The sequence below is a fragment of the Betaproteobacteria bacterium genome (genome assembly GCA_016713305.1).
Classification (GTDB): domain Bacteria; phylum Pseudomonadota; class Gammaproteobacteria; order Burkholderiales.
In genome coordinates this window covers 430,914-455,298 of record JADJPK010000008.1, presented here as the reverse complement: position 1 = coordinate 455,298, position 24,385 = coordinate 430,914, and the positions used below count along the sequence as shown (strand labels likewise).

Genomic DNA, 24,385 nt, shown 5'->3' with positions numbered 1-24,385 from the left:
ATGGGCAAACCCGAAACTCTCCCCGACACCCAGTTCAGCACCGACGCCGGTCAGCTGGTCAGCCGTCTGCGGCAGGTGCTGCCGGAGCACTGCCTGCTCGTCACGCCGGAGGAAACCAGGCCCTACGAGTGCGACGGTCTGTCCGCGTACCGCAAGGTGCCTCTCGCGGTGACGCTGCCTGAGAACGAAGCGCAGGTTCAGGCGGTTCTCAAGGTATGTCACGAGCTGAAAGTCCCGGTCGTGGCACGTGGCGCGGGTACCGGACTCTCGGGCGGCGCGCTGCCGCACGAGCAGGGCGTGACGCTGGGCCTGTCCAAGATGAAAAGCATCCTGGAGATCGACCCCGTGGCGCGGATCGCCCGCGTTCAACCGGGCGTGCGCAATCTCGCGATCTCCGAAGCCACCGCCGTTCACGGTCTCTACTACGCGCCGGACCCCTCCAGCCAGATCGCCTGCTCCATCGGCGGCAACATCGCCGAGAACTCGGGCGGCGTGCACTGCCTCAAGTACGGCCTCACCGTTCACAACGTGCTCAAGGTGCGTTTCGTCACCATCGAAGGCGAAGTGATGGAACTGGGCGGAGACGGACTCGACGCCGCGGGCCTCGACCTGCTTGCCCTCATCATCGGCTCCGAAGGAATGCTGGGCGTGGTGACCGAGATCACCGTGAAACTGCTGCCCAAGCCTCAGCTCGCGCGCGTGGTGCTGGCGTGCTTCGACTCGCTCGAGAAAGCCGGCGCGGCGGTGGCGAACATCATTGCAGCAGGCATCATTCCCGCCGGTCTCGAAATGATGGACAAGCTCGCCACGCAGGCGGTGGAGCAGTTCGTGCGGGCGGGTTATCCGCTGGATGCCGAAGCGATCCTGTTGTGCGAGTCCGACGGTACGCCCGAGGAGGTCGCCGCCGAGATCGAACGCATGGAAGCCGTGATGCGCGCAAGCGGCGCCACGGAGATCCGCCTGTCCAGGGATGAAACCGAACGGCTGAAGTTCTGGTCAGGGCGCAAGGCCGCTTTCCCCGCCGTGGGCCGGATCATGCCTGACTACTACTGCATGGACGGCACGATTCCCAAGCGCAAGCTCGCGGCCGTGCTGAGCGGCATCGAAGCGCTGTCAAAGGAGTTCGGCTTGTCCTGCCCCAACGTCTTCCACGCCGGCGACGGCAATCTGCATCCGCTCATCATGTTCGACGCGAACAAGCCGGGCCAGGCGGAACAGGCTGCGAAGTTCGGCTCCCGCATTCTCACGCTGTGCGTCGAGGCGGGCGGCACCGTCACCGGCGAGCACGGCGTGGGAGTCGAGAAGATCAACGAGATGTGCGTGCAGTTCGCGCCCGAAGAATTGCTGACGTTCCACGCGGTCAAGCGCGCCTTCGACGAACGGGGCCTGCTCAATCCGGGCAAGGGCGTGCCCACGCTCCACCGCTGCGCCGAGTTCGGCATGATGCACGTGCGCCGCGGGCAGGAACGCTTCCCCGACATTCCCCGCTTCTGACCATGATCGAACAGTTCACGGAGGCCGTTCGCGCGGCATCCTCGCAGGGCCGTTGCTTGCGCGTCCGCGGCGGCGGCACCAAGGATTTCTACGGTGTCGCGCTGGAAGGCGACATCCTCGACACTCGCGGCTACGCCGGCATCGTGGACTACGATCCGGCCGAACTCGTGCTGACGGCCCGGGCGGGAACGCCGCTCGAGGACGTCGAATCGACGCTCGCTGCGAGCGGGCAGATGCTCGCGTTCGAGCCCCCGCGATTCGGTCCGGCCTCGACCATCGGTGGCGTCGTCGGCGCGGGGTTCTCCGGTCCGCGACGGGCCGCCGCGGGCTCCGCACGTGACTTCGTGCTGGGCATGCGCATCGTCGATTCCGCGGGCCAGGATCTGTCGTTCGGCGGACAGGTCATGAAGAACGTCGCCGGCTACGATCTGTCGCGCCTCATCGCCGGCTCGTTCGGCACCCTGGCGCTGATCACCGAGGTGTCCCTCAAGGTCCTCCCGGTTCCGGAGACCGAGGCGACCCTCCAGTTCGACCTGGACGAAGCGCAGGCCATCGACCGCATCAACCGCTGGGCTGCACAGCCCCTGCCCATCTCGGCATCGTGTCACGTCGACGGCAGGCTGACGGTCAGGCTGTCCGGCGCCAAAGCCGCGGTCGATGCCGGACGCGCGAAAATGGGCGGAGACCCGCTCGCCGAGGCAGAGGCCTTCTGGGCATCGCTCCGTGACCAGACGCACCCGTTCTTCGCGGGCGCGTCGACGTTGTGGCGCCTGTCCATCAAGAGCACGACAGCGCCCGTGGCCCTGGGTCCGCAACTCCTGGAGTGGAACGGCGCGCTTCGCTGGATCGCCGCCGACCTGGACCATGATCGCGCGCATGCGGCGGCAGCCGGGGCGGGTGGTCACGCCACGCTCTATCGTGGCGGCGAAAAGTCACGCGGCATCCAGCGTCTCGCCCCGCCGGTGCTCATCCTGCACGAGAAGCTCAAGCGGTCGATCGATCCCACATCGACCTTCGGCCGCCACCGCATCCACACAGAGTTCTGAGAATGAACGCGTGCATGCGATGCAACGCAGCCATTCACGGTCGAAACGGGCGCCGAGCCGCCTCGAGCTCGTTTCGCAGTCTCTTGCTCGACAAAGTGCACGTGCATCGCGACAGCGATGCCTTCGTAGCTCTTGATTCGCGGCAGGCGCCGAGCCGCCTCAAGCCTGCCGCGGAAGCGGGCTATCGGCGAAGCGGTCCGGCATCGCGCAAGCGATGCCGCGTTGCCTTTCGCAATCGAAACGAGCGCCGGCGCCTCAAGCTCAACTCTTGCTCGACAAAGTGCACGTGCATCGCGGCAGCGATGCGTACACTTTGTCGAAATAGCCATCATGAAACCCATCTCGCCGACTTCATCAAGGACACCGCCGAAGGCGTGGAGGCCGAAGCGATCCTGCGCCGCTGCGTGCACTGCGGCTTCTGTACCGCGACCTGTCCCACCTACCAGCTGCTGGGCGACGAGCTGGACGGACCTCGCGGACGGATCTATCTCATCAAGCAGGTCCTCGAAGGCACACCGGCCACCGAGAAGACTCAGCTTCACCTGGACCGGTGTCTTACCTGCCGTTCCTGTGAAACGACCTGTCCGTCAGGCGTGGAGTACGGCAAGCTCGTGGACATCGGCCGCCGCGTGGTGGAAGAGCAGGTCGGGAGGCCGGCCGGGGAGTCGATCAAGCGCAAGGCGATGGCGACCGTCTTTTCCAGCGCGCCCGTCTTCGCTCCGGCGCTCGCGCTGGGACGAACGTTCAGCGCTCTGGTTCCGGAGACCCTGCGCAAGAAGATCCCTCCGGCCGCCTCGGCAGGACCCTGGCCTTCGGCACGCCACTCACGCCGCATGGTGGTGCTGGAAGGATGCGTTCAGCCGTCGCTCGCCCCGGACATCAATGCCGCCGCCGCCCGGGTGCTGGACCGCATCGGAATTTCGCTGGTGAAGGCGGATCGAGCGGGCTGCTGCGGCGCCGTTGCGTTCCACCTCAACAAGCAGGAGGAAGGCCGCGCGCACATGCGGCGCAACGTGGATGCGTGGACGCCGCTGCTGGAATCCGGGGTGGAGGCAGTCGTCATGACGGCCAGCGGCTGCGGATCCACCGTCAAGGAGTACGCGCACTACCTGGCTCACGATCCGACGCATGCGAAGACCGGGGAGCGCGTCTCGACCGCCACCCGCGATCTGAGCGAGGTGCTCGCTGCGGAGAAGTCCGCCCTTCTGCCCTTGCTCGAGAAAGCGGCTGCGGGAAAGCCCCGGCGCACGCTTGCCTACCACCCACCCTGTTCACTCCAGCACGGCCAGCAGATCCGCGGTCTCGCCGAGTCCTTGCTCGTCGCGGCGGGGTTCGAACTCACGCCCGTCCCCGATTCCCATCTGTGTTGCGGCTCGGCGGGTACCTACTCGCTGCTCCAACCGGAACTGTCCCGGCGGCTGCTGGACAACAAGGTGAAGGCGTTGGAAGGAGGTGCTCCAGCCGGCGTCGCCACGGCGAATATCGGCTGTCAGACACACATCCAGAGCGGGACCGGCTTGCCGGTCCGGCACTGGATCCAGTGGATCGACGACGTTCTGCGCTGACCGGGACTACTGTTCCGCGGCTTCCTTCTTCTTCTGTTCGGTACGCAGATAGGCGATCACCGCCACGATTTCCTCCATGGGCAGCGCCTCCCCGAAGGCGCCCATGGCCGTGCCCTTCACCCCTTCCGCGATGTTGCGGTAGAGATCCGAATTCTTTCCGCCACGCTTGAACTTGCCGCAGATGAGGCACGGACCCCTGCCGCCCTTGCCGCCACTGCCGTGGCAGAAGCCGCTGCACTTCTGGCCGAATCGGGTCTTGCCCAGTTCGATGGCCGCGGCGTCTTCCATGGGCACCGCCAGATCGTTCACCTCCGCTGCATCGTCCGCAACGGCGCAACTGCTTCCCGCGGCCAGACCAAGACCGAACACGACCGCTGCCACGAACATGCGAACGAACCGCTGGAACGCGGTTCCTTCGAGAAGAATCGCCATCACCCACCTCCGCCGTTTCAGTTCAGGACTCTTTCCGTTTGACCATCATCGGCCAGCGCGGGCGCACTGGGCAACTCCAGCGCCATGTCCCACTCGGCCTTCAGCACGGCCTGCTGCACCAGCTTCATCAGGCCATGGAGAAGATTCTCGCTCAATGTCAGATGCGCTCCCTGGCCTTGCGACGGCAGCAGGGCGATCAGGCTGCGGCCGTCGGCCTCTCGCCGAGCCTGGATTCTCGTGACGAGCAAGGGTTCGGGCCCCAAGGGTTGAACCCGCGGTGGCGCCTGGGGAGGCTCCGGTTCCGAGCGCGAGAACTTCACCTCACGCAGCGCCTTTTCGTGTTCGAAGTGCAGGACGGCGGTTCGTGCCTCCGGATTGGACTGGAGCTGGATCTCGGGCTTGATCTCCGCCATGCGGACCATGGCCATCCAGAAGCGCTTGACGCAACGGCGAGTCAGCCACAGGCGAACCTCCGCGGCGCCATCGATGAGCACCAGCATCAGGAGGCGGTCCTGTTCCGGGTCGAATTCGATGCGGATACGTTCCAGTTTCAAGTCGGGTCCATCCCTGGGAAGGCGCCGTTCTGGCAGGCCGGCAATCCGGAAACCGGCGGGCGCGCCTCGCCGATGTCTACCCGGTCGATTCTAGCCCGGGTATGTCCACGCGACGGGGCGTAAACTGATCCATCCCCTCGTCAGGCGCCTTTCGTGGGCAGAAAACCATGTTCATCGACGCAAAAGATGTGACAAAAGTCACATTCGTATTGTTCTGCTCGGCGCTGTTGGTTAGCGTGGGCTGTTCTTCCCGGAAGGGAGTGGTCGAGAAGTACACGAAAGAAGGCGAGACCGCCGCAACGACTCAGCGCGCCACTGATGCCGAGGGGTACTACCTGTCAGCCGTGGAACGTTCGAAATCGCTCGATTCCGCAACGCAGGCAGAGGCGCTGTACAACCTGGGACGGTTCTACCGGCAACAGGCCCGTTTTGCGGAAGCGGCGCGAGCCCTGGAGCAGTCTGGATCCCTGGCGCGGAACACCCCGCAGACGACGGACGGGGCCCATGCCAGACGGGATCTGGAGCTTGCCCGTTGCTATGCGGCCATGAACCGCTGGCAGGAGGGCGCGGTGGCACTCCGACGGTCTGCCAGTGGCTGGGGCGCATTGTCTGCCGAAGAAGGGAAGGACGCGCGCGCCCTTTCGGCCGTGTACTTCGAGCGTTTGCAACAGCTCGGGCTGGATTCCGCCGGACTGCCGCAGTAGCGGCGAGCGGCCGGCGGTCCACCCGCGTGCAGGAGGTGGACATGAAGCATCGGGCCGGAAAACGGCGGGTCCCTGGCGGGATCCCCGTTCCGTTGCAGCGCCTGCCCGTGGCGGTGAGACGCGTCGACGTTGTGGCCGTCGGAAAGCAGCGATCCAGAGTAGAGCATGGGGTGTCCCGTTCCCGGCCCGGGCAGCGGGACAGCCTGATGGAGATCCCGCGGAAGACTCCTTGCCGCAGCGTTGCTTGGCGGTCGTGCCGCGCGCTTCGGGGGCTCCTCCGGCCCCTCCCGAAGCACGAGGACTTCCGCCCATGCTGAAGCTGCTCGTCCTGCTCTTCTCCGCCGGCAAGCTGGGCAAGGTGGCGATCACCGGGCTGACGATGATCATCTCCGTGTTCGCCTACACGCTCGTATTCGGCGTGTGGTACGCCGTCGGGCTCGTGGGCCTCATATTCGTGCACGAAATGGGACATTTCATGGCCGCGCGGCAGCGGGGACTCGCTGTCGGCGCGCCGACGTTCATCCCGTTCGTGGGTGCCTGGGTGCAGCTCAAGACACTTCCCCACGATGTGGAGACCGAGGCCTACGTCGCCCTGGCGGGTCCGGTCGCCGGCACGCTTGTCTCCATCGCCTGTTACGTGCTTGCCCGCTCCTGGCACAGCGATCTGCTGCTGGCGCTTTCCTATGCGGGCTTCTTCATCAACCTGTTCAATCTCATTCCGCTGGCGCCCTTCGACGGCGGGCGGATCACCTCCATCGTCTCGCCGCGAGTGTGGCTGCTGGGCGTGCCGATCCTCGTCGCACTGTTCGTCTGGCGCCCCAGTCCCATGCTGCTGCTCGTCGCTCTGCTGGCTGCGCCTCACGTCTGGAAAGCGGTCAAGTTCGACCGGCGGGACCCTGCCAACGCCGTGTACTACGACGTGCCCACAAGAACACGCATCCTCTACGGGGTGACCTACCTGGCGCTCGCGTGCTATCTCGCCGTGATGACGGGGAAGTCCACGACATGCTGCAGTCCGCGAGACCTTCCGCAACGGAAGAGTCGCTCTAGAGGGGATGGTCAGCCAGCCGAGGACCGGGATCGACGAACTCTCTCGAGCTGTCACCGCGCGTCCTCGTCGCGGCTCGGTTCAGGCCCGGGCGATTCGCGCCGGTAGATCGGGTCTTCGCGCCAAAAAAAACGCCGGGGACGCGCCCCGGCGGGATATCGAGAGGAAGTCAAGAAGTACTTCGTCGCTTGCGAGGCCGCCGGTCGGTGTACGCGGCTGCCAGCACAATCGCAACGGACTGGAATTTACGCCGCGGCACCGAACCGCCACAGGCGCATCTCACCCGATCACTCCCAGGAATCATTCCCGGTCGCACCGGCCTGGGACTTGCCGGCTTCGATCACGGCGGGAAACAGGCCATGCGCCATGGCCAACCGGACAGCCTGAGTGGTGTTGGAGACATCCAGTTTCTGGCGAAGCGCGGACTGATAGTTCGCCACCGTCTTCTGGGAAAGCGACAGGACCCGCGCGATTTCGGCCACCGAGTGCCCCTCGACCAGCATCCGGAACACTTCGAACTCCCGCGCCGAGAGCGCCTGAACAGGATTGTTGCGCCCCGGCAGCGACAGGACCGCAAGCTCCTGGGCGATGTCCTGGCTCAGGTACAACCTGCCCGCCCCGACCGCCCGAATAGCGTCGATCAGAACGTCGGGCGCCGCCGCCTTGGTGACATACCCCTTGGCACCCGCCTTGAGTGCGCGGGAAGAGAACACCGCGTCGTCGTGCATGCTGAAAACGAGGACCCGCGCCTGGGCGTCCCGGGCGACGATGCGTCTGACCGCCTCGATGCCGCCGATGCCCGGCAGGCTGAGATCCATGACCACCACATCGGGATGCAGTTCCCCATACAGCCGATAGGCCTCTTCCCCGGTGGCTGCCTCGCCGATCACCGATAGATCGGCTGTGGCCTCGATGAGGCGCCGGTAGCCCTCCCGCACGACCGAATGATCGTCGACGAGCACCACGGATATTGGCCCTGCGCCCTGCTTCTTGTCGCGGTTGGTCATCTGATTGGAGAATCAAGAACGCCGGCACCCCGAAGAGGTGCCGGCGTCGTTCGATGCACGCGGATGCGCGAATCAGGCGTTGCGACGGCGGCGAGCCATTGCACCCAGCAGACCCAGCCCACCCAGAAGCATGGCGTAGGTGGAGGGCTCGGGCACGGCCGTGGGGATGAAGCCGGCGAAATCCGCACCTACGCGAGGCTGGCCTTCTTCGCCCGCCTGGAAGACACCGATGGCGGTATCGCCCAGCGTGTAGTACTGCGCGTTTGTCTTGAGCAGGAACAGTCCGCTGTATGGGTTGCCTTCCGAAAGGTTCACGTCGGACTGCATGCGGACGGTGTTGGCATCGTAAGGCGTTGCGCCGGTCAGGCTGGCCGAGTCCGTGCGACCGGCGTTGTACATGCGCAGGTCGAAGTCGCCAGTGAACAGCCATGCCGCAGAGACGTCGAAGGTCGTGGCTCCTTCCTCGAACCCATAACGATAGAGGAAGTTGAGTTCGGAGTCCTGCGATTGATCGGGTTCCACGCCGAGCCGCACGCGCGTACCGAACACCAGCATGTTGTCGCGTGAATCGCGGAAGACGAAGTCGTACAGATGGCCGATCTCGTCGAAGTCGCCAGGGATTTCACCAGGCAGTTCCATGTCTTCGGTGACGCGATGGTCCAGGAGCGTCAACGTTCCCGAGCCAGTCACTGCCCGTGGCAACCCACCAGCGGTCGCGATGGCGTTGTAGTTGATGATGGAAGGCACTTCGTCTGCGACGAGCCAGGTGATCGACGTGGCATCGAGATAGAAGCGGTCGACGTTAGGATTGTTGGCGCCAGCCTGCAGCGCCCCCGTCGTCGGCAGGGTGGTGAAATCGCCAGCGAGCGCGGGCGCGGCAACCAAGCCCAGCGCCACAGCCGCGGTGAGGTGTTTCAGTTTCATAGAGGTCTCCATTCAAGAATTGCCCGGTCGTGCGGACCCGGAGCGGTACTGCGCACAACGAAACGGCAGAAAGCGGAGGGGTTCATGCTCAGCGGCCTCCCGTATCGAAAACGAAGGTCATGGAAAGCCACAGCGCGCGCGGCGCGCCGGGGCCAACGAAAGTGGAATGCGTCCAGTCGTTCGAGTTGTAGTTGAACCCTGCGGCATCTCGCATGCCCCATACGGAAGGCGAGAACGGATTGAGCGCGAGTCCACCGGCCGTGACGTAATTGCGGTCGAACAGATTGTCCAGACGCAACCCGATGCTCAACTGCTTGTTGATCCGATAGCTCGTGGTCAGGTTGACGATGGCGTAGCCGGGAATCTTGCCTTCCCCGACGTACCTCCGGCCCGGTTCCACGGTGATCGACGGGTCGTTCGTGCCGAGCGTGGGGGCTCCATTGGAATCCGTCCCTTCCGGCACGTGGTCGTTGTTCTCGTTGCCGCGTACGTACGACCAGGAGTGCGCGATCATCGCCAGCCCCAGGTCCCAGCGGTCGGTGAACTCGTAGTTCCACGCGAGCCGCAGTGCATTCTGCGGAATGCCGGGAATCCGGTCTCCCGGCTCGATGCGAAAGGTGTTCACGCGCCCGACGATCGTCGTCGAGGTGCTGTTGGAGAGGTTCACGACTTCCGCCGGGCTTTCGAACGTGGCATCGATCCGCGAGTAGGACGCGCGGAACGAGTGCCGCCCCAGACCGCCTTCCAAACCCAGTTCCAGGCCGCGGCGACGGGTCTTGCCGAAGGTGTCGAACACCCCTCGATTCCGCGAACCCAGCGAAACGAACATGATGTCGTTCGCCAGGTTCGTCTGATACAGCGAGGCGTTCCAGGAGATCCCGTCCATCACCGCGCCGCGCACACCGATTTCGGACGTATAGGAGATGACTTGCGGCAGATAGGGGTCGCTCGTCAGTGCGGTCGGCACCGAACAACCCGGCGTGCGCCCGGTATTTCGCCCGCCACCGGCGAGACGCTCCGCTTCGCGGTCGCGCGCGCACCCCAGTTCGATGGTGCTGGGCACGCGCGACCCCTTGCTCCAGTTCACATACAGATTCAACGTCTCCCGCGGCAGCCACGAAATGCCGAAGGACGGGTTCAGGCTCTCGTATGTGAAATCGCCCTTGCTGCAATAGAACCGCGCCAGCGCATCGCCACGCTCTGCACCGCAACGGGGAGCCAGCCTGCGGAACAGGAGTTCGTCGAACGGATAGAGAGGAATGGGCCGGTCGGCAATCAACTCGTTGGTGACACGGGAGCGCGTATACCGGAGACCCGCGTTCAAGTGCAGGTTCGGTCTGACAGACCAGATGTCCTTCACGAACAGGCTTGATGTGTTGGTGCCGCCGGTCAGGTTGTTCCGCTGGATCTCGGAGATCAGCGGAACGAGAAACAGATCGTCGTAGCGGTCGCCCCGCAGCACCACATTCCGGTCGTCATCGATGAAACCGAGTTGCTGGCCCTGGCGGAAATCCACACGGTTCATGTCCAGCGCCGCACCCAATACGAATTGATTGGTCTCGGTGAGGGTGTTGAGCTGCCACGACACGCCGTTGGCGGTCTGGTTGGAGTGTCCAAGATTGAACACGCCGTTGGGTTGCAGATTCGGGCATCCGGGCAAGTCCACGCCGATAGCGCCGTCGGCGGTTGCGCTGGGAATGCCGTTGTTGCAGTCCAGCCGCAGGCGCGCTGCCGCCGCGCGGAAATCCTCCCAGACGTCGCCGCCGATCGAGTTCTGATTGAGCTTGCGGTAGTACGTCTGCGCGGCAACGCTGATGGTCTCCGTGAAATTGAGCCTCACGTTCCCATTGATGTGATTGACCCGATTGCTCGTCTCGTCGGGAGAGGTGAACACCGAGGTCGGATCCTGTTTCCACTGCTCGTAGGGCACCAGGCCGTTGCCGACGAGCGTGTTGTTGGCGTGCATCGCGGACAGCGTGGCCGACCCCAGAACGCCTTGCACATCGAGACGCCCATAGGCTTGGCGAACCGACGACGGCGAGTTCTTGCGCCATCCGTCCTCATCGAAGTAGTTCAGCGCGACGAAACCTCCGAGCGTCCCGTTGTTGGCGCCGGCCGACACCTTCGCCTGCCGACGCCCCCAGCTGCCCCCGGTGACCGTGCCCTCCACCTTGGGAAACGTGAAACCGGACTTGGTGGTGATCGCCAGCGCGCCCCCCAGCGTGTTCAGCCCGAACAGCGGGTCCGAACCCGGCATGAGATCCATGCGCTGGATGGCATTCACCGGGATGAGATCCCAGTTGACGACTTCGCCGAAGGGCTCATTGACCCGCACTCCGTCGACGTAGACCGACAAGCCCTGCGGGGTGCCGATGAGCGGCGAAGCGGCGAAACCGCGGAAGACAAGATCCTGCTGGAAGGGGTTGCCCTGGTAGTCGTTGACATTGACCGACTGCATGGTGCTGTTCATGAAGTCGGTGATGCTCACGGCCTTGGCGTTGTCCAGATCCTTCGCCGTCGCGCTCTGCACGTTGGTGGTCATCTGCTCGCGCTGGATGGTCACACCCGGGATGGGCGTGACGATCTTCGGCGCAGTGACGCGGACGGTGGGCGCGACGATTTGACCGCCTCCCCCGCCCGTCGTCGGACTTGAAGCAGCACCCGCCGAAGTACCCGCGGTCTGGCCATACGATGCGATTGCCCACGTCAACCCCACCCATCCGAAAATCGCGGCGACCCGCCTGCCTCCAGGCAGACTCGTATCGGAAAGTCCGGACGATCTTCCCTTCGTCTGGACGGACCACAGCACCATTGCGCGACATCTCTCGTTATCGTTGTATCGGTCGAACCGGCCGTACGCACAATGGCGCCTCACTTACCGATTGCGATGGCGCGCAGCCTTTTCGGACAGGTCTCCCGAAGGCTCCTTCGCCATCATGACGAACTGCAAGGGTAGGAGCCCGCCCGGACAAACCGTTAGGGAGTTTTTCCCAAGGACAATGGGAGGCGCTCCCGGCCTTCGCAGCGCCGGGAATGCCCCTGGAGTGTAGAAGGTCCCGTCCGCATTGATAAGGGGGTCGGGAGATTTTCCCGCGAGCACATGCCGCTATTTGTCTGCCAACACCGTGGCTTCGGGGTTGGCGTCGATCACGCCGTGGGTCATGGCCATGCGCACCACCTGTGCGGTGTTGGAAACGTCCAGCTTCTGCCGGATGTTCCATTGATGGTTGGCGACGGTCTTGTAGGACAGGGACAGGATCTTGGCGATCTCTCCCACGGAGTGCCCGCCCACCAGCAGACGGAACACCTCGAATTCGCGGGGCGACAGGGCCTGCAGCGGGTTCTCGTTTCCCGGAAGCATCTGCACGGCAAGCTCCTGAGCCATGTCGTGGCTGATGTAAAGCTTTCCGGCAGCCACCAGTCGCACTGCTTCGACCAGAACATCCGGCGCGCTGGACTTGGTGACGTAACCCCGCGCACCTGTCTGCAGCGCCCGGGAGGAGAACACGACGTCCTCATGCATGCTGAACATGACGATCCTTGCGTCGGGACGACGCGCCAGCATGCGGCGCGCAACCTCAATGCCGCCGATTCCGGGCAGCGTGATGTCCATCACCACGACATCCGGCGACAACTCCACGAACCTGCGATAGGCGTCGTCTCCGTTGGACGCCTCCGCAACGACCGCGATATCGGGCGTGCGTTCCAGCAGCCGCCGGTAACCTTCCAGAACCACCGCGTGGTCGTCGACCAGCAGAACCGTCGTCTTGTCCGTCATGTCGTTGCTCCCGTGGGCTGCGCGGGCAGCAGCGCCCGCACAGCCGTTCCCTTGCCGGCCTCGCTCTCGACCCAGAAACGGCCACCGAGCATTTCGATGCGCTCCCGAAGGCCCACCAGACCCAGACCGCTACGCGGACCCGTCGCCTCCATGCCCACCCCATCGTCCGCGATGCTGGCTCGCAGGCCGCCCTCGCGATCATCCATTTCGAGTTCGATGCGCACGGACTGCGCGCCTGCGTGTCTCGTCACGTTGGTCAGGCCCTCCTGCACCAACCGGTACAAGGTGATATTGGCGGCCTCACCCAGGCTGTCCGGCAGCCCCTGGATGGATACGTCACACTGCACCGCGGGATGGCGCCGCCGCCACTGATCCACACAATACTGGATGGCTGGGCCCAGCCCAAGTTCGTCGAGCGCCACCGGGCGGAGCTGGCGCATCAGCGAACGCGCGACATCGTAGACGTGATCCGTCACCTCGACGATCGACTGGGCTGCCGCCCGGACTTCGTCCGGAACGTCCGTGCGGTTCCTGACCGATACCGCGTCCACCTTGAGAGCGTTGAGCCACTGCCCCATTTCGTCGTGGAGTTCCCGGGCGATATTGCGCCGCTCGTGCTCCAGCATCTCGATTCCACGCTGTGCGAGCAGGCGGTTCTCTCCAAGTGCCTGCGCGAGCTCCCTCCGCGTCTGCTCGAGCGCCGTCACGTCCGTGAAGAACGCGTGCAATTCCATCCCGGAATGGCCGCGGCGGGCGGTCAACCGGGCGATGACCACGGCTTCCGCGCCGTCCGCCCGGCGAATGGGGAGGTCGTTCAGCTCGATCCGCCCCTGCCCGGCGACAGACCGCCGGTGCTCTTCCCACAATGCCGGATCCCGGTAGAAGTCGCCCAGGTGGCGTCCCACCGCCTGCTCGGCATCGGGCAGGCCGAACAGCTTTGCCAGTTCGGGATTGGCGACACCGATGCGACCCTGGGGATCGGCAATGAGATTCGCGGACAGATTCTCGCGGAACAGCACTTCCAGATACTGGCGCTGCTCGTTGAGGCTCTCCTGGGCCTTCAACCGCAACCCCATCTCCGTCGCCACCTGCCGGGACCGGCGCCAGGAGGACCAGGTGAGCCCGACGATCAGCACTGCGAGCGCCGCGGGCACTTCGTCCAGCTGGTAGCTCTCGAAGTGCTTGAGCCAGCCGCCCACACCCTCGGAGAGTTCCAGCAGCCCAGCCACGAGGAATGTGGCCACCGTCAGCGCCAGGACGAATGCCAAATCGCGCCAGGCCCGACCCGGGCGAGACGTCTCGCCTTGCTCCGTGCCCCCACCAAAGTAAACCGAATCCGTCATCCGTAGCTCCGCGGCGCCCGCGCATTTTTGCACCGTGGCATAGCTTATATGTCGAAGAGACCCCATTCGCCAACGGAACCGATCTGACATTTTCACGCGCCGGTCGCAGCATGCCCATGGGAATTGCTCCCGACATTCCCCCATTCCCGATCGCCGTCCGCTGCCGCATCGGCATCGCCTCTGCGAACGGGGCAGCGCGCGAACGCTGATCCGCGTCAACAGCGACATCTGCGTGACGTTTGGGTTGAGAGATGATCAGCCAGGGACACCTGCGCGGGCTGGCATCGCCGGCGATGCGTGCGATACTCCGCGCCCGTCAGGAAGAACTTTACGTGCACGGCTGGCGTCCAAGGCCGCGACCCGACAACGATCAGGAGCATGATGAAAACCGCAATCGCATGGGCCGGGCTCTGCGCCGGCATTGCCTGCATGACGACGCTGGCCTCCGCCGAACCCTTCGCCTACGTCCCCAACGAGAAGTCCGGCACGCTGAGCGTGATCGACACCGCGATGGACAAGGTTGTGCGGACGATTCCCGCCGGTCAGAAGCCGCGCGGGATCGCCATCAGCCCCGATGGCAAGCGGATCTACGTGAGCGATCAGCCCAAGAACGCACTCCTCGTCGTGGATCTCGAGCAGGAAAAGATCGAACGCACGATCGATCTGGGCGAATCGCCGGAAGGAGTGAGCATCTCGCCCGACGGCAAATACGTGGTGGCCGCCGTGGAAGTGAGCAACTCCGTGGCCTTCATCGAGACGTCGTCCGGTGCGCGCAGCTTCTCGGTCAAGGTCAAAGGCAAGAATCCCGAACATGCGGTGTTCTCGCCGGACAGCAAGTGGCTCGTGGCGAGCGCCGAGGAAGCCGATCAGGTGGACATCGTGGACGTGGAGAAGCGCGCCCAGGTGGGGCAGATCCAGGTCGGCAGCCGGCCGCGGGGCATGGCCTTCACGCCCGACGGTTCCCGCCTCTACGTCGCATGCGAACTGGCCAACACGACGTTCGCGATCGACTGGCAGGCACGCAAGGTCATCGCCAAGATCGCCACCGGAAACTACTCCAACGGCGTCGTGATGCATCCGAACGGTCAGCGCGTGTACGTCTCGAATGGCAAGGATGCCACCGTGTCGGTCATCGATACGTCCAGCAATACGGTCGTCGCCACGATTCCGGTCGGCAAGCGCCCCTGGAACATGGCCATCACGCCCGACGGCAAGAAGGTGTACGTCGCCACGGGCCGCTCCAACGCCGTCTCGGTCATCGATACCGAAACCAACAAGAAGATCGCCGACGTTCCAGTCGGCGAAGCCCCCTGGGGCGTGGTCATCCACTGACAGGGCGCAAACCCCGGGCCCCTGGCGTGGGCCCGGCGGCCACCCTCGAACTGGCGGGAGCAGGGTAGTTCTGGCATGACTTTCTGCGTGGACCCCGCAGGCGGAGCACCCGCGTGTTCGTGTCAGAATGTGTGGCGCACCAACCAGCCGCCATGTCCAGCCCTCTCGCGGTGACCCGCGATCATTCCCCGACATCCTTCGCCTCCACGCGATATCCCAGCCGCGTGGCGGCCCCCCGGTTCCCGCGCTTCCTGACGGCCATGCTCTGCGCATCCCTGCTGGCAGGGTGCGGCACCTTCCGCAGCTACCGGGCCGAGATGGACGAGACGCTGTCCCGGGCGGCCTCCGGCGACGTGGCCGGGGCGATCAAGGTCGTCGAGAAGAACAATTCCCTGATGGGCGGCAAGGACCTCCTCTACCACATGGAGCTGGGCGAGCTGAAGCGCATGGCGGGCGACTACGAAGGGAGCTTTGCCGCGCTCTCGGCCGCGGATGCCGAACTGATCGCCTGGGAGCAGGCCTCCAGACTCGATCCCGACCGGGTGACGGGACAGGTCGCCAGCTACCTGCTGAACGACCGGGTCCGTACCTACGAAGGGCACGACTACGAGAAGGTGATGGTGACCACGCGCATGGCCATGGATCACCTCGCGCGGGGCGACTGGGACAATGCCCGGGTGGAGATCAAGCGGACCCACGAGCGGGAGGCCTTCATCTCGGAACTGCGCACGCAGGAATATCTCAAGGTCCAGGAGGAAGCGAAGCGGCGAGGGGTGGACCCCAGCTTCAAGGAGATCGGCGGCTACCCGGTGCACGCGCTGGAAACGCCCGAGGCGCTGTCGCTGCGCAACAGTTATCAGAATGCGCTCTCCCATTACCTCGCCGGTTTCGTCTACGAGGCACTGGGCGAGATCGGCCTGAGCGCACCGGACTACCGCAAGGCGATCGAACTCAAGCCGGGCCAGCCTCTGCTGGAACAGGCGCTGGCCGGCCTGGACGAGCGGTCGAGCGCCGCGGACGATGGCACCTGCGACATGCTGATGATCATCGAGACCGGCGCCATCCCGGGCCGGATCTCGCAGAACTTCAATCTGCCTATCCCCATCCTGGCCTATGGCACGTTCGTGACCATGCCCATCTCCTTCCCGATCCTGCCGCCCCCTCCGATGGCCTACCAGGCGCCGGATGTCCAGGTGGACCGCAACGGCAGCGTTCCCACGGCGCACGTCCTGGACCTGGACGCCGTGGCACGGCGGGCGCTCAAGGAAGAAATGCCGTCGATCATGCTGCGGGCGTTCATCCGTGCAAGCTCCAAGGCTGTCGCTCAGTATCAGTTGCAGCAGCAGATGGCCCAGCGCAACCGGAAGCAGAACGACGGGGGCCTCGGCGCCGCGCTGGCGCTTCTGGCCGTGCAGATCGGCGGCGTGATCGTGGAGCAGGCGGACGAACGCGGCTGGCGAATGCTGCCGGAACAGGTGTCCATCGCGCGCGTCCGGATCCCCCGGGGCCAGCACGCCGTGGACATCCGGACCGAATCGGGCACGGCCGGATTCCAGGTGAACGTGACGGGCCGGCATGCGTTGGTGAGCGTGCGGCTTCTCCGCGGGCAGTCGTTCGCCAGTCCCGCGACGTCCCCGGGAGGCGCCACGACGCCGCCGCCCGCACAGAGCACCCGCTTCGACGGCGAGTCCGGGCAACCGTTGTATGCTCGGACGGAAGTGATCGAGTTTCCCCACCCATTGCCACCACCCAGGAGGACCGCGCAATGAAACTAGCCCCTCTCTTCGTCCTGCTCGTCGCCGCCGTGGTCGCCACGGGTTGCGGCGGCAAGAAGGGATTCGAGAAGCCCGGATTCGCGTTCGGCTGCCCCATCGGCGACGCCAAGATCGGTTCCATGGACGATCTGGTGAAGGCCAAGGTCGCCAAGGAAGGCAAGAGCGCCCCCGACGTGGAGATCGAGGAAGTCCGCTGCACCACGACCGGCGACCTGCTGAAGGTGGACATTGTCGTGTTCAACGACGAGAGCGACGTCGAGCGCCTGCTCTACAAGTTCCGCTGGGCCGACGCCGAAGGCATGCGCGCCGCCGACGAGGAATCCTGGAAACCCGTCCTGCTGTACGGCAACTCCCGGCAGACGATCACGACCGTGGCGCCCAATTCCAAGGCGCGCGACTTCAAGTTCATCGTGATGGGTCAGCAGTGACGCCCGCGGCCAAACGAGGAGAACACGGGATGAAGAGCATCGGAAGACTCGCCTTGATCGCCGCCCTGGCCGTCGCAGTCGCGGCGGCGGGAGGCTGCGCAAAACCCAAGACCCGTTACGGCGACGCGGGCAGCGTGGAGACCGTCACCAACCAGTTCGGCTCGACCGACCTGCAGATGCTGGCCGAGCAGATGACCCAGTCCATGCTGCAAGCGCCGGTGATCGAGAGTAACAACCTCCCGATCGTCACGATCCAGGAGGTCAAGAACAAGACCAGCGAGTACATCGACACGCGCGCCATCACCAACCGCATGCGTTCCACGCTGCAGAAGAGCCGGCGCGTGCGCTTTGCGGTGGACAACGCCGAGATGCAGAAGCAGATCGAGGAACTGAAGCGCCAGCAGGGCGAGTACTACGATCAGGAAAAGGCGGTCCAGCAGGGCAAGATGGTCGGTGCCGGCTACCGCCTGTCGGGCGAGATCACCTCCATCGTCAAGGAGACGAAGGATGTCAAGGACGTCTACTACCAGTTGTTCCTGAGCCTTACCGACATCCAGACCGGTATCGAGGAGTGGAGCGAAACCAAGGACATCCGCAAGACCACCGAACGCTGACCCGCAGAGCCCGGCCGGACCTGCCCGCAGGGCGACCGGCCGGCAAGCCTTCCTTCCTTTTTGCGCTGCCTCAATGCACCGTCCACGCGGTGACGGCAGCATTGTCATTGCGATGAACGAGATTTCTTCTTCCGCGACGGTCACGATCGATCCCGCCTTCGTTGCCCAACTGGAGAGCCGGGCCGAAGCCGGCGAGGTCAAGGCGATGTTCGATCTGGCCTGCCTGCACGACGTCCCGGTCAAGGGCGGCGTCGAGTTGGACCTTCGCAAGGCGTTCCACTGGTATTCGCGCGCCGCCGGCGAAGGCCACCCATGGGCACAATTCGCGCTGGGCAACATGATGGAACTGGCCCAGGGCACGAGCCGCAACGACCTCGCTGCGCGGCAATGCTATGAGGCCGCCTCGGCGCAGGGGATCGCCGAGGCCCAGATGCATCTTGCGCGCATGCTGCAGGCCGGGCGCGGCGGGCCCGCCGACCTTTCCCGGGCGGTCGAACTGTACGAACGAGCGGCTGCGCAGGGGCACGAGCAGGCCGCGACGAACCTCGCACTGCTGCATCTCCAGGGGACCGTCCCCGCAGCGGATCCTGCCAAGGCGCTCGACCTGCTGACCTTCGCCGCGGACAAGCACGGGCGGTCGATGGCAAGGAACGTCTCCTCGCCCGGCAGCCGCAGTTGCGGCAGGAGTACGAATCGCAGGCGCAGGAGTTCGTCGACTCCCGCGCGGGGGCCGCCGCCGCGCGCTTCGCCCGCGGGCACGGCGGGGCCGGACCCGCGCAGGACGAAGCGTGACTCACCGCACTACCCGGAATTCCGTCCCCGGCGCGGAAATGCGCCGGGGCACCGATACAGGAGCCAGGCAATGAACAAGTTTTTCTGGAGTGCGGCCGTCGCCATCGCGCTGACGGGTCAGGTTGCGTGGACGTCGGCCGGAGAGAAGGAAGACGACGAGCGGAACAAGCAGGATGCGGTCGAACGTGTCGCCCAGGCGCACGACGAGATCCTTATCACGGGGGCCGCCGCCCTGATCGTGAAGCAGGCGTCGATCCGCGTGGCGCGCGATCTCCTGGCGGGGTGGGGAAAGGAAGAGAATCTCGGCCCCGGCTGGAAGGAGGGTGTGGCCGAGTGGAACGAGGCGGAAGCACGCCTCGTGCAGGAGACGACCATCCCGCGGCTCTCGCGGGTCAACGCCGGCGGCTGGGTCAAGGACATCCGGCGCGAATACGTGGCAAACACCTTCGACGGCGAGTCCGCCGACACGATCGCCACGCATTTCGAGAGCAAGTCGGGCAAGGCGCAGCTCGCGCTCATGGACTGGTTCATGGGCGAGACGACGCTCTTCAACTACACCTACACCGGCCGCTTCAAGTACGACCTCAAGGGCGCGGAAGCGGAGCTGAAGGCATTGCAGAAGGCCGCCCAGCCACGCATCCCCAAGAAGGACAACGAACTGGAATTCTCCACGCTCAACCCGGAAGCATTCCAGTTCGTGGCTTGCAGCCCCGACAGCCGCTACTGCCCGGGACTCCGGTACGCCAAGGTGAACGGCGTCATGGTCCAGGGCGCGATCATCCGCTACATCGATTCCGTGGGGTTCGAAGTGCAGGACGCGATGAAGGCGATGCGGCCGCAGATGCAGGCCTATTTCGACGCGTTCCTGGCACGGCAATGACAAGGCGTCCCCGGATCGCAGATGACTCCCCGAGGCATGGCGCCGCGAGCGCCTGGACATGGGCTGTCGGCGCCACCCTCGCGGCGCTGGTCATGACCGGATGCGCGGATCCTGCCCGCAACGTGTACGAGGGTGTGCGCACGCGCGACACCACGATGCAGACGCCGATGGAACGTTCGACCCAGCCGGCGCCCACCTACGAGGACTACGAGCGGGAACGCCGCAAAGCCGGCGGGCAATGAAACCTGCGGCGGGCGGGGGTTTCGCGGTCGCGGGGCTGCTGCTGTGTGCCGCCAGTCTCGCCTCGGGCCACGTGTCCGCGCGGATCGCCTTCGGGCATGGGGTCAACCTGCTCACCGCCGCGACCCTGCGGGCGTTCTGTGCCAGTCTGGTCGTCCTGCTCTTCGTTCTGTCGCGGCGCGCATTTTCACCGGTCACCCGCGGAGACCTCGCCGGCTCGTTCGTCCTCGCCCTTGGGGTGGTGGGCCAGACGCTGCTCATCCAGTTGGCAGTGAAGCGCCTGCCCGTCACGGTGGCCATCCTGCTCTTCTACACCTACCCGTTCTTCACTGCCCTCGTTTCGGCACTCACGGGTGACCATCGCATCACTCGCACGCTGGCACTTTCTCTGGTGGCTGCCTTCTCGGGGTTGCTGCTCGTGCTGGGCGTGAGCCCTGCCGGCGTCGACGCCTGGGGAGTGGCGGCCGCGGTAGGCGCAGCCGTGGTCTTCACCGGGACGCTCACGCTCACGCCCAGGCTCGCCCCCGGGCTCAATGCGCCCTTCCGGACGCTGCTCATGTTCACGGCGGCCACCGCCGTCATCGGCGGAATCGCCGTGGGCACGGACAACGTCCGCTGGCCCTCGGAGCAGATCGCCTGGGCGGGACTTGCGGGACTTGCCGCCTTCTACGCGCTGGGAATCGTCGGGCTGTATCTGCTGCTGCCGCGGCTCGGCCCCATGCAGACCGCCGTCGTGCTCAACATGGAGCCGGTGTTCGTCGCGGTGATCTCGTGGCTGGCCGTGGGCGAACGCCTGACGGGACTGCAGCTTGCGGGTGCCGCGCTCGTGGTGGGCGCCGTGATTGCGAACCAGGCGCGCAGGCGTTGATCTCCCACCGGCACCTCGGGTACTGCGTCAGAACAGTTCGATCTCGCCGCTTTCGACCTTCTTCGGCGCGATCACGCCGAGGTCGCGCAGCGCTTCGTAGCTCCTGACCTGGTTCCTGCCGTTCTGCTTGGCGTAGTAGAGCGCCTCGTCGGCGCGCTCGAACGCCGCCTCGGGCGTGTCCCGTACCGTGGCGCGGCTGAAACCGATGCTCACCGTGACGTCGCCCACCTGCGGAAAGTCGAAAGCCTCCACCTGATAGCGGAAGCGTTCCAAAGCGGTTTCCGCCCCCGCCGCGTCCGATAGGGCAAGAAGCACCACGAACTCCTCGCCGCCGAACCGGAACAGCACGTCGCTGGTCCGGAAGGCGGAGCGCATGAGCCGCGCCATGAGCAGCAGGACCTCGTCGCCGAAGAGATGCCCGTAGCGATCGTTGATGCGTTTGAAGTGATCGATGTCGACCACTGCGATCCAGGTCGTTTCATCCGGACGCGGAATTCGCCGGCGCCCGACGAGTTCGATCTCCTTGCCGTATTCGGGTCCGATGGACGACTTCGCCACGCGGCGCGCAAAGATGTCGTCGAAGGTCTTGCGGTTGAGCAGCCCCGTGAGGGTGTCGTGCTCGCTGTAGTCCAGGAGGGCGAGATGATTGCGGTGGATTCGCAGCAGGCCGTCCACCAGTTCCCGCTGCGCTTCGGTGACAGCGGCATCGGTTTCCACCTCCACCACGCCCACGACCTCCCGTTCGCTGTTGACGGGGAACAGCGTGACCTTGGCCCCGCCCCCGCTCAGTTGCAGGGGCACGTTGTCGTCCACGCAGGAGCCGAAGCCTTCGTGCTCGTCCACGCGGGGCAAATCCTCCGGCTCCACATGAGGATCGGACATGGCGACCGGCTGGTTCGAAGTGAGTCCGGCCATGAGCCGAAGCCTTGCGCCCTGCGGGTGCTCGATCAGACGCCACCAGGACAGGCGCCTGGCCTTGAGCAGCCGGAACATCACGTCGGCGACCGTCACCTCGACGAGGTCACGGTCGCGCTGGCCCGTCATGTCGGCCACGAAGTTGATGAGATTCGGCATGTGCTGATCGAAATGGGTACGAAAGCTTCCAGTCGTGGCGTCCTTTGCCGCCGCCGCGGAAAGATCCTACTCCGCTGGAGGGATTAGCGGTTCCGTCCCGCCGGACTTTAGGAAGGTCCGGCCGACGATCGATCGGACGTTCCCCGAGGCTGCCATGCTGGCCGGGCGGCTACCGGCCGGCCGGCGTCCCCGCCTGCGACGCCGGACGTCTGACACCACCCAGCCGCTGGCGAAGATAGACCACCATCCAGGCAACGCCGCCCGGCATGAGATAGATGAAGACCAGCAGGACCAGCCCGTAGATCGCAGGGGGCGGCCTTGGAGATCTGATCGGCGAAGTTGGGAACGAACTGGATGAACAGCGCGCCATAGATCGCGCCGGAGAGGGTCGCCAGGCCACCGACGACGATCCCGACCAGGAAGCTGATCGACAGGAACGCCGTGAAGCTGTCCGGCGCCACGAACTGGATGGCGATCGCGCCGAGCGCTCCGCCGATGCCCGTATACATGGCGCTCACGCCGAAGGCCGCACTCTTGAACAGGGCCCCGTTCACGCCCATGGCCTCGGCCGCAATGGGATGATCCCGCAGTGCGACGAGGGCCCGGCCCGCGCGGCCCCGCAGCAGGTTCCACGCAAGCACGAAGAGCACGATCGCCACGCCCAGTGTGAAGTAGTAGAGCCATTGATCCTGGGAGAGCGTCCAGCCGAACGGCGGATCGGGTTTCATGATGACGATCCCCTGGACGCCGCCGGTCCACTCCTCCAGCCGCTTGTACTTGAGCACCTGCGGCGTGGCGACCGCCAGGGCGAAGGTCGCGAGTGCGAGGTAATGGCCCTGCAGCCGCAGGGCAGGCAAGCCGAACAGGAATCCGAATACCAGGCAGACCCCCCCGGCGACCGGCAGCGTCGCCCAGTAGGGCACCCCGAAGCGGTCCATGAGGATTGCGGCCACGTAGGCGCCGATGGCGTAGAACGCACCGTGGCCCAGCGAGATCTGGCCGTTGTAGCCGGTGAGGATGTTGAGCCCCAGCAGCACGATGGCGTAGACGATGGCCTGGGTGAACTGGAACGTCCGGTAGTCGCTGATTAAGAACGGCAGCGCAAAGGCAGCGGCCAGGAAGACGGCCAGCAGAATGCCCCGGGTCCAGGGTGACAGCGGTTTGGAACCAGATGCTGTCACCACACCCTCGCTTGCGTTGCCTCAGTGTTCATCCGCCCGTCTCTCCATCATCGAACTTGGTCAATCACCGGGTGCGTGCCCATTGTCGGTCAAGGTGACTTTGCGCTTGAAACCCATCCTCACCCCCGCCCCTCTACGTCACCCCAGAAAGTCTTGCGACTTTCCGGGGGCCCCGGATCTCCACCCCGGCCCGATGACCACGGGCGTTTCCTGCGCTATGCGCGGCTCGGATCATCCGTTCACTCCACCCGCAGCAGGTCCCTTCCCCTTCAGGGGGAAGGACAGGATGGGGGTGGGTTCCCCCCCGACCGCCGCCACCCCCCCTCTGGGTACACCCACCCTCACCCTCTCCCTGAGGGCGAGGGGAGCCTCGTGCGATTCGCCCCTCCGGGATCCTCTACACCCTCGTCACGTACTTCCTTCCGAACAACCCCGACGGTCTGAACAGCAGAACACCGATGATCAGCACCAGCGCTACCGTCAGCTTGAGTTCCGTCCCGACGACATAGGCTCCCGCGATGTTCTCGACCACTCCCACCACGAATCCGCCGACGACGGCACCGAAGGGATTGTCGATGCCGCCCAGCAGGGCCGCCGCGAAGGCGTAGAGCATGACGCCGGACATCATGTTGGGATCCAGATACACGACAGGCGCGATCATCATTCCCGCGATGGCGCCGATGGCCGCGGCGAGCCCCCAGCCGAGCGCGAGCATCCAGCCGACCCTGATGCCTGCGAGCCGGCTGGATACCGGATTCTGGGCCGCCGCACGCATGGCAAGTCCCAGCGAAGTGAAGCGAAAGAAGGAGTACAGGATCAGAAGCACGGCCACGGTCACGCCCACGGTGCCGATCTCGTGCGGCCCGAGATAGGGATTCTGCAGACCGGACCAGCTGAACGGCGACGGAAACGTCTTGATCGTGTACGAGTAGATCCAGCCCGCCGTGCTGTTGAGGATCACCAGGAGCGCGATGAATACGATGACCACCGACAACACGGGCGCGTGCTCCACCGGCCGGATGACGACCCGCTCGATCACCACGCCGATGAGAAAGGACGCCGCCAGCGTCACGGCGAACGCTACCCAGTAGGGCAATCCCGCCTGCACGCAGGTCCACGCGAGATAGGTGGAGAACATCGCCATCTCACCCTGGGCGAAATTGATGTGGTGTGTCGACTGGTAAATCATCACGAGCGCGAGCGCGAGGCTCGCGTAGATGCCGCCGGTGGCGAATCCGGACAGGACCTGGTGGATGAAGGCTTCCATTCGTTTCGGGATCGCTCGTGGGCTGGTGGGATGGGCCGT

20 protein-coding genes and 2 pseudogenes are annotated in these 24,385 nt (G+C 65.2%); 12 read left to right on the top strand and 10 right to left on the bottom strand.

Going from position 1 to position 24,385, the window contains the following annotated elements; all coding sequences use genetic code 11:
* The 3 genes from IPK20_12045 to glcF all read left to right on the top strand — a co-directional run bounded on the left by IPK20_12045 (window position 1) and on the right by glcF (window position 4,105).
* Window positions 1–1,494, top strand: coding sequence for an FAD-binding protein (locus tag IPK20_12045; GenBank protein ID MBK8017368.1), 1,494 nt, complete (start codon window positions 1–3; stop codon window positions 1,492–1,494).
* A 2-nt stretch (window positions 1,495–1,496) separates the two neighbouring features.
* Window positions 1,497–2,540 (top strand): glycolate oxidase subunit GlcE, encoded by a 1,044-nt coding sequence (gene glcE, locus IPK20_12040; GenBank protein ID MBK8017367.1) that lies wholly within the window; start codon window positions 1,497–1,499, stop codon window positions 2,538–2,540.
* A 302-nt stretch (window positions 2,541–2,842) separates the two neighbouring features.
* Entirely contained in the window at window positions 2,843–4,105 is a 1,263-nt protein-coding gene (gene glcF, locus IPK20_12035) for a glycolate oxidase subunit GlcF (GenBank protein MBK8017366.1), read from the top strand.
* Between the two features lie 6 nt (window positions 4,106–4,111).
* Here glcF and IPK20_12030 read toward each other — a convergent pair whose 3' ends face one another.
* A complete protein-coding gene (locus tag IPK20_12030; GenBank protein MBK8017365.1) occupies window positions 4,112–4,537 on the bottom strand; it encodes a c-type cytochrome in 426 nt (141 codons plus the stop codon).
* A 17-nt stretch (window positions 4,538–4,554) separates the two neighbouring features.
* Window positions 4,555–5,091 (bottom strand): hypothetical protein, encoded by a 537-nt coding sequence (locus IPK20_12025; GenBank protein ID MBK8017364.1) that lies wholly within the window; start codon window positions 5,089–5,091, stop codon window positions 4,555–4,557.
* Window positions 5,092–5,258: 167 nt separating this feature from the next.
* On the opposite strand from IPK20_12025, the gene IPK20_12020 reads away from it, so the two are divergent.
* Both IPK20_12020 and IPK20_12015 read left to right on the top strand, forming a co-directional pair.
* Window positions 5,259–5,795: a tetratricopeptide repeat-containing protein gene (locus IPK20_12020; GenBank protein ID MBK8017363.1), complete on the top strand. Its 537-nt coding sequence runs from the start codon at window positions 5,259–5,261 to the stop codon at window positions 5,793–5,795.
* Between the two features lie 310 nt (window positions 5,796–6,105).
* A pseudogene (locus IPK20_12015) lies at window positions 6,106–6,845 on the top strand (site-2 protease family protein).
* Window positions 6,846–7,130: 285 nt separating this feature from the next.
* Here the strand turns inward: IPK20_12015 and IPK20_12010 are convergent.
* The 5 genes from IPK20_12010 to IPK20_11990 form a co-directional block, all read right to left on the bottom strand.
* Window positions 7,131–7,850 (bottom strand): response regulator transcription factor, encoded by a 720-nt coding sequence (locus IPK20_12010; protein MBK8017362.1) that lies wholly within the window; start codon window positions 7,848–7,850, stop codon window positions 7,131–7,133.
* A gap of 72 nt (window positions 7,851–7,922) precedes the next feature.
* Window positions 7,923–8,774, bottom strand: coding sequence for a PEPxxWA-CTERM sorting domain-containing protein (locus tag IPK20_12005; GenBank protein MBK8017361.1), 852 nt, complete (start codon window positions 8,772–8,774; stop codon window positions 7,923–7,925).
* A gap of 88 nt (window positions 8,775–8,862) precedes the next feature.
* Window positions 8,863–11,316: a TonB-dependent receptor gene (locus IPK20_12000; GenBank protein ID MBK8017360.1), complete on the bottom strand. Its 2,454-nt coding sequence runs from the start codon at window positions 11,314–11,316 to the stop codon at window positions 8,863–8,865.
* 564 nt (window positions 11,317–11,880) lie between these two features.
* The gene (locus IPK20_11995; protein MBK8017359.1) at window positions 11,881–12,552 is read right to left on the bottom strand and encodes a response regulator transcription factor; all 672 of its coding nucleotides are present in this window, start codon (window positions 12,550–12,552) and stop codon (window positions 11,881–11,883) included.
* The gene (locus IPK20_11990; GenBank protein ID MBK8017358.1) at window positions 12,549–13,895 is read right to left on the bottom strand and encodes a PAS domain S-box protein; all 1,347 of its coding nucleotides are present in this window, start codon (window positions 13,893–13,895) and stop codon (window positions 12,549–12,551) included. The genes IPK20_11995 and IPK20_11990 overlap by 4 nt, the downstream gene beginning before the upstream one ends.
* Window positions 13,896–14,273: 378 nt before the next feature.
* Here IPK20_11990 and IPK20_11985 point away from each other — a divergent pair, with 378 nt between their 5' ends.
* The 7 genes from IPK20_11985 to IPK20_11955 all read left to right on the top strand — a co-directional run bounded on the left by IPK20_11985 (window position 14,274) and on the right by IPK20_11955 (window position 20,824).
* Window positions 14,274–15,227 carry a beta-propeller fold lactonase family protein gene (locus IPK20_11985; protein ID MBK8017357.1) on the top strand — a complete coding sequence of 318 codons (954 nt, stop codon included), beginning with the start codon at window positions 14,274–14,276 and terminating at the stop codon, window positions 15,225–15,227.
* A gap of 152 nt (window positions 15,228–15,379) precedes the next feature.
* Entirely contained in the window at window positions 15,380–16,996 is a 1,617-nt protein-coding gene (locus IPK20_11980; protein ID MBK8017356.1) for a hypothetical protein, read from the top strand.
* A complete protein-coding gene (locus tag IPK20_11975) occupies window positions 16,993–17,430 on the top strand; it encodes a DUF1425 domain-containing protein (GenBank protein MBK8017355.1) in 438 nt (145 codons plus the stop codon). The genes IPK20_11980 and IPK20_11975 overlap by 4 nt, the downstream gene beginning before the upstream one ends.
* 29 nt (window positions 17,431–17,459) lie before the next feature.
* On the top strand, window positions 17,460–18,044 hold the full coding sequence (gene lpoB, locus IPK20_11970) for a penicillin-binding protein activator LpoB (protein ID MBK8017354.1): 585 nt from the start codon (window positions 17,460–17,462) through the stop codon (window positions 18,042–18,044).
* A 112-nt stretch (window positions 18,045–18,156) separates the two neighbouring features.
* Window positions 18,157–19,716 carry a sel1 repeat family protein gene (locus tag IPK20_11965; protein MBK8017353.1) on the top strand — a complete coding sequence of 520 codons (1,560 nt, stop codon included), beginning with the start codon at window positions 18,157–18,159 and terminating at the stop codon, window positions 19,714–19,716.
* A gap of 92 nt (window positions 19,717–19,808) precedes the next feature.
* The gene (locus IPK20_11960) at window positions 19,809–19,958 is read left to right on the top strand and encodes a hypothetical protein (GenBank protein MBK8017352.1); all 150 of its coding nucleotides are present in this window, start codon (window positions 19,809–19,811) and stop codon (window positions 19,956–19,958) included.
* Window positions 19,955–20,824 carry a DMT family transporter gene (locus IPK20_11955; protein MBK8017351.1) on the top strand — a complete coding sequence of 290 codons (870 nt, stop codon included), beginning with the start codon at window positions 19,955–19,957 and terminating at the stop codon, window positions 20,822–20,824. Before IPK20_11960 ends, IPK20_11955 begins: the two co-directional genes overlap by 4 nt.
* Window positions 20,825–20,851: 27 nt before the next feature.
* Here the strand turns inward: IPK20_11955 and IPK20_11950 are convergent, their stop codons facing one another.
* The 3 genes and pseudogenes from IPK20_11950 to IPK20_11940 form a co-directional block, all read right to left on the bottom strand.
* Window positions 20,852–21,898, bottom strand: coding sequence for a GGDEF domain-containing protein (locus tag IPK20_11950; GenBank protein ID MBK8017350.1), 1,047 nt, complete (start codon window positions 21,896–21,898; stop codon window positions 20,852–20,854).
* Between the two features lie 169 nt (window positions 21,899–22,067).
* A pseudogene (locus tag IPK20_11945) lies at window positions 22,068–23,082 on the bottom strand (branched-chain amino acid ABC transporter permease).
* Window positions 23,083–23,476: 394 nt separating this feature from the next.
* Window positions 23,477–24,346, bottom strand: a complete 870-nt coding sequence (locus IPK20_11940) for a branched-chain amino acid ABC transporter permease (GenBank protein ID MBK8017349.1) — start codon at window positions 24,344–24,346, stop codon at window positions 23,477–23,479.
* Between the last annotated feature and the right edge of the window lie 39 nt (window positions 24,347–24,385).

Coding starts and splice junctions, on each gene's coding strand:
- IPK20_12045 (MBK8017368.1), top strand. CDS start 1: ATGGGCAAACCCGAAACTCTCCCCGACACCCAGTTCAGCACCGACGCC.
- glcE (MBK8017367.1), top strand. CDS start 1,497: ATGATCGAACAGTTCACGGAGGCCGTTCGCGCGGCATCCTCGCAGGGC.
- glcF (MBK8017366.1), top strand. CDS start 2,843: ATGCGTACACTTTGTCGAAATAGCCATCATGAAACCCATCTCGCCGAC.
- IPK20_12030 (MBK8017365.1), bottom strand. CDS start 4,537: ATGGCGATTCTTCTCGAAGGAACCGCGTTCCAGCGGTTCGTTCGCATG.
- IPK20_12020 (MBK8017363.1), top strand. CDS start 5,259: ATGTTCATCGACGCAAAAGATGTGACAAAAGTCACATTCGTATTGTTC.
- IPK20_12010 (MBK8017362.1), bottom strand. CDS start 7,850: ATGACCAACCGCGACAAGAAGCAGGGCGCAGGGCCAATATCCGTGGTG.
- IPK20_12005 (MBK8017361.1), bottom strand. CDS start 8,774: ATGAAACTGAAACACCTCACCGCGGCTGTGGCGCTGGGCTTGGTTGCC.
- IPK20_12000 (MBK8017360.1), bottom strand. CDS start 11,316: ATGACCACCAACGTGCAGAGCGCGACGGCGAAGGATCTGGACAACGCC.
- IPK20_11995 (MBK8017359.1), bottom strand. CDS start 12,552: ATGACGGACAAGACGACGGTTCTGCTGGTCGACGACCACGCGGTGGTT.
- IPK20_11990 (MBK8017358.1), bottom strand. CDS start 13,895: ATGACGGATTCGGTTTACTTTGGTGGGGGCACGGAGCAAGGCGAGACG.
- IPK20_11985 (MBK8017357.1), top strand. CDS start 14,274: ATGATGAAAACCGCAATCGCATGGGCCGGGCTCTGCGCCGGCATTGCC.
- IPK20_11980 (MBK8017356.1), top strand. CDS start 15,380: ATGTCCAGCCCTCTCGCGGTGACCCGCGATCATTCCCCGACATCCTTC.
- IPK20_11975 (MBK8017355.1), top strand. CDS start 16,993: ATGAAACTAGCCCCTCTCTTCGTCCTGCTCGTCGCCGCCGTGGTCGCC.
- lpoB (MBK8017354.1), top strand. CDS start 17,460: ATGAAGAGCATCGGAAGACTCGCCTTGATCGCCGCCCTGGCCGTCGCA.
- IPK20_11965 (MBK8017353.1), top strand. CDS start 18,157: ATGAACGAGATTTCTTCTTCCGCGACGGTCACGATCGATCCCGCCTTC.
- IPK20_11960 (MBK8017352.1), top strand. CDS start 19,809: ATGACCGGATGCGCGGATCCTGCCCGCAACGTGTACGAGGGTGTGCGC.
- IPK20_11955 (MBK8017351.1), top strand. CDS start 19,955: ATGAAACCTGCGGCGGGCGGGGGTTTCGCGGTCGCGGGGCTGCTGCTG.
- IPK20_11950 (MBK8017350.1), bottom strand. CDS start 21,898: ATGCCGAATCTCATCAACTTCGTGGCCGACATGACGGGCCAGCGCGAC.
- IPK20_11940 (MBK8017349.1), bottom strand. CDS start 24,346: ATGGAAGCCTTCATCCACCAGGTCCTGTCCGGATTCGCCACCGGCGGC.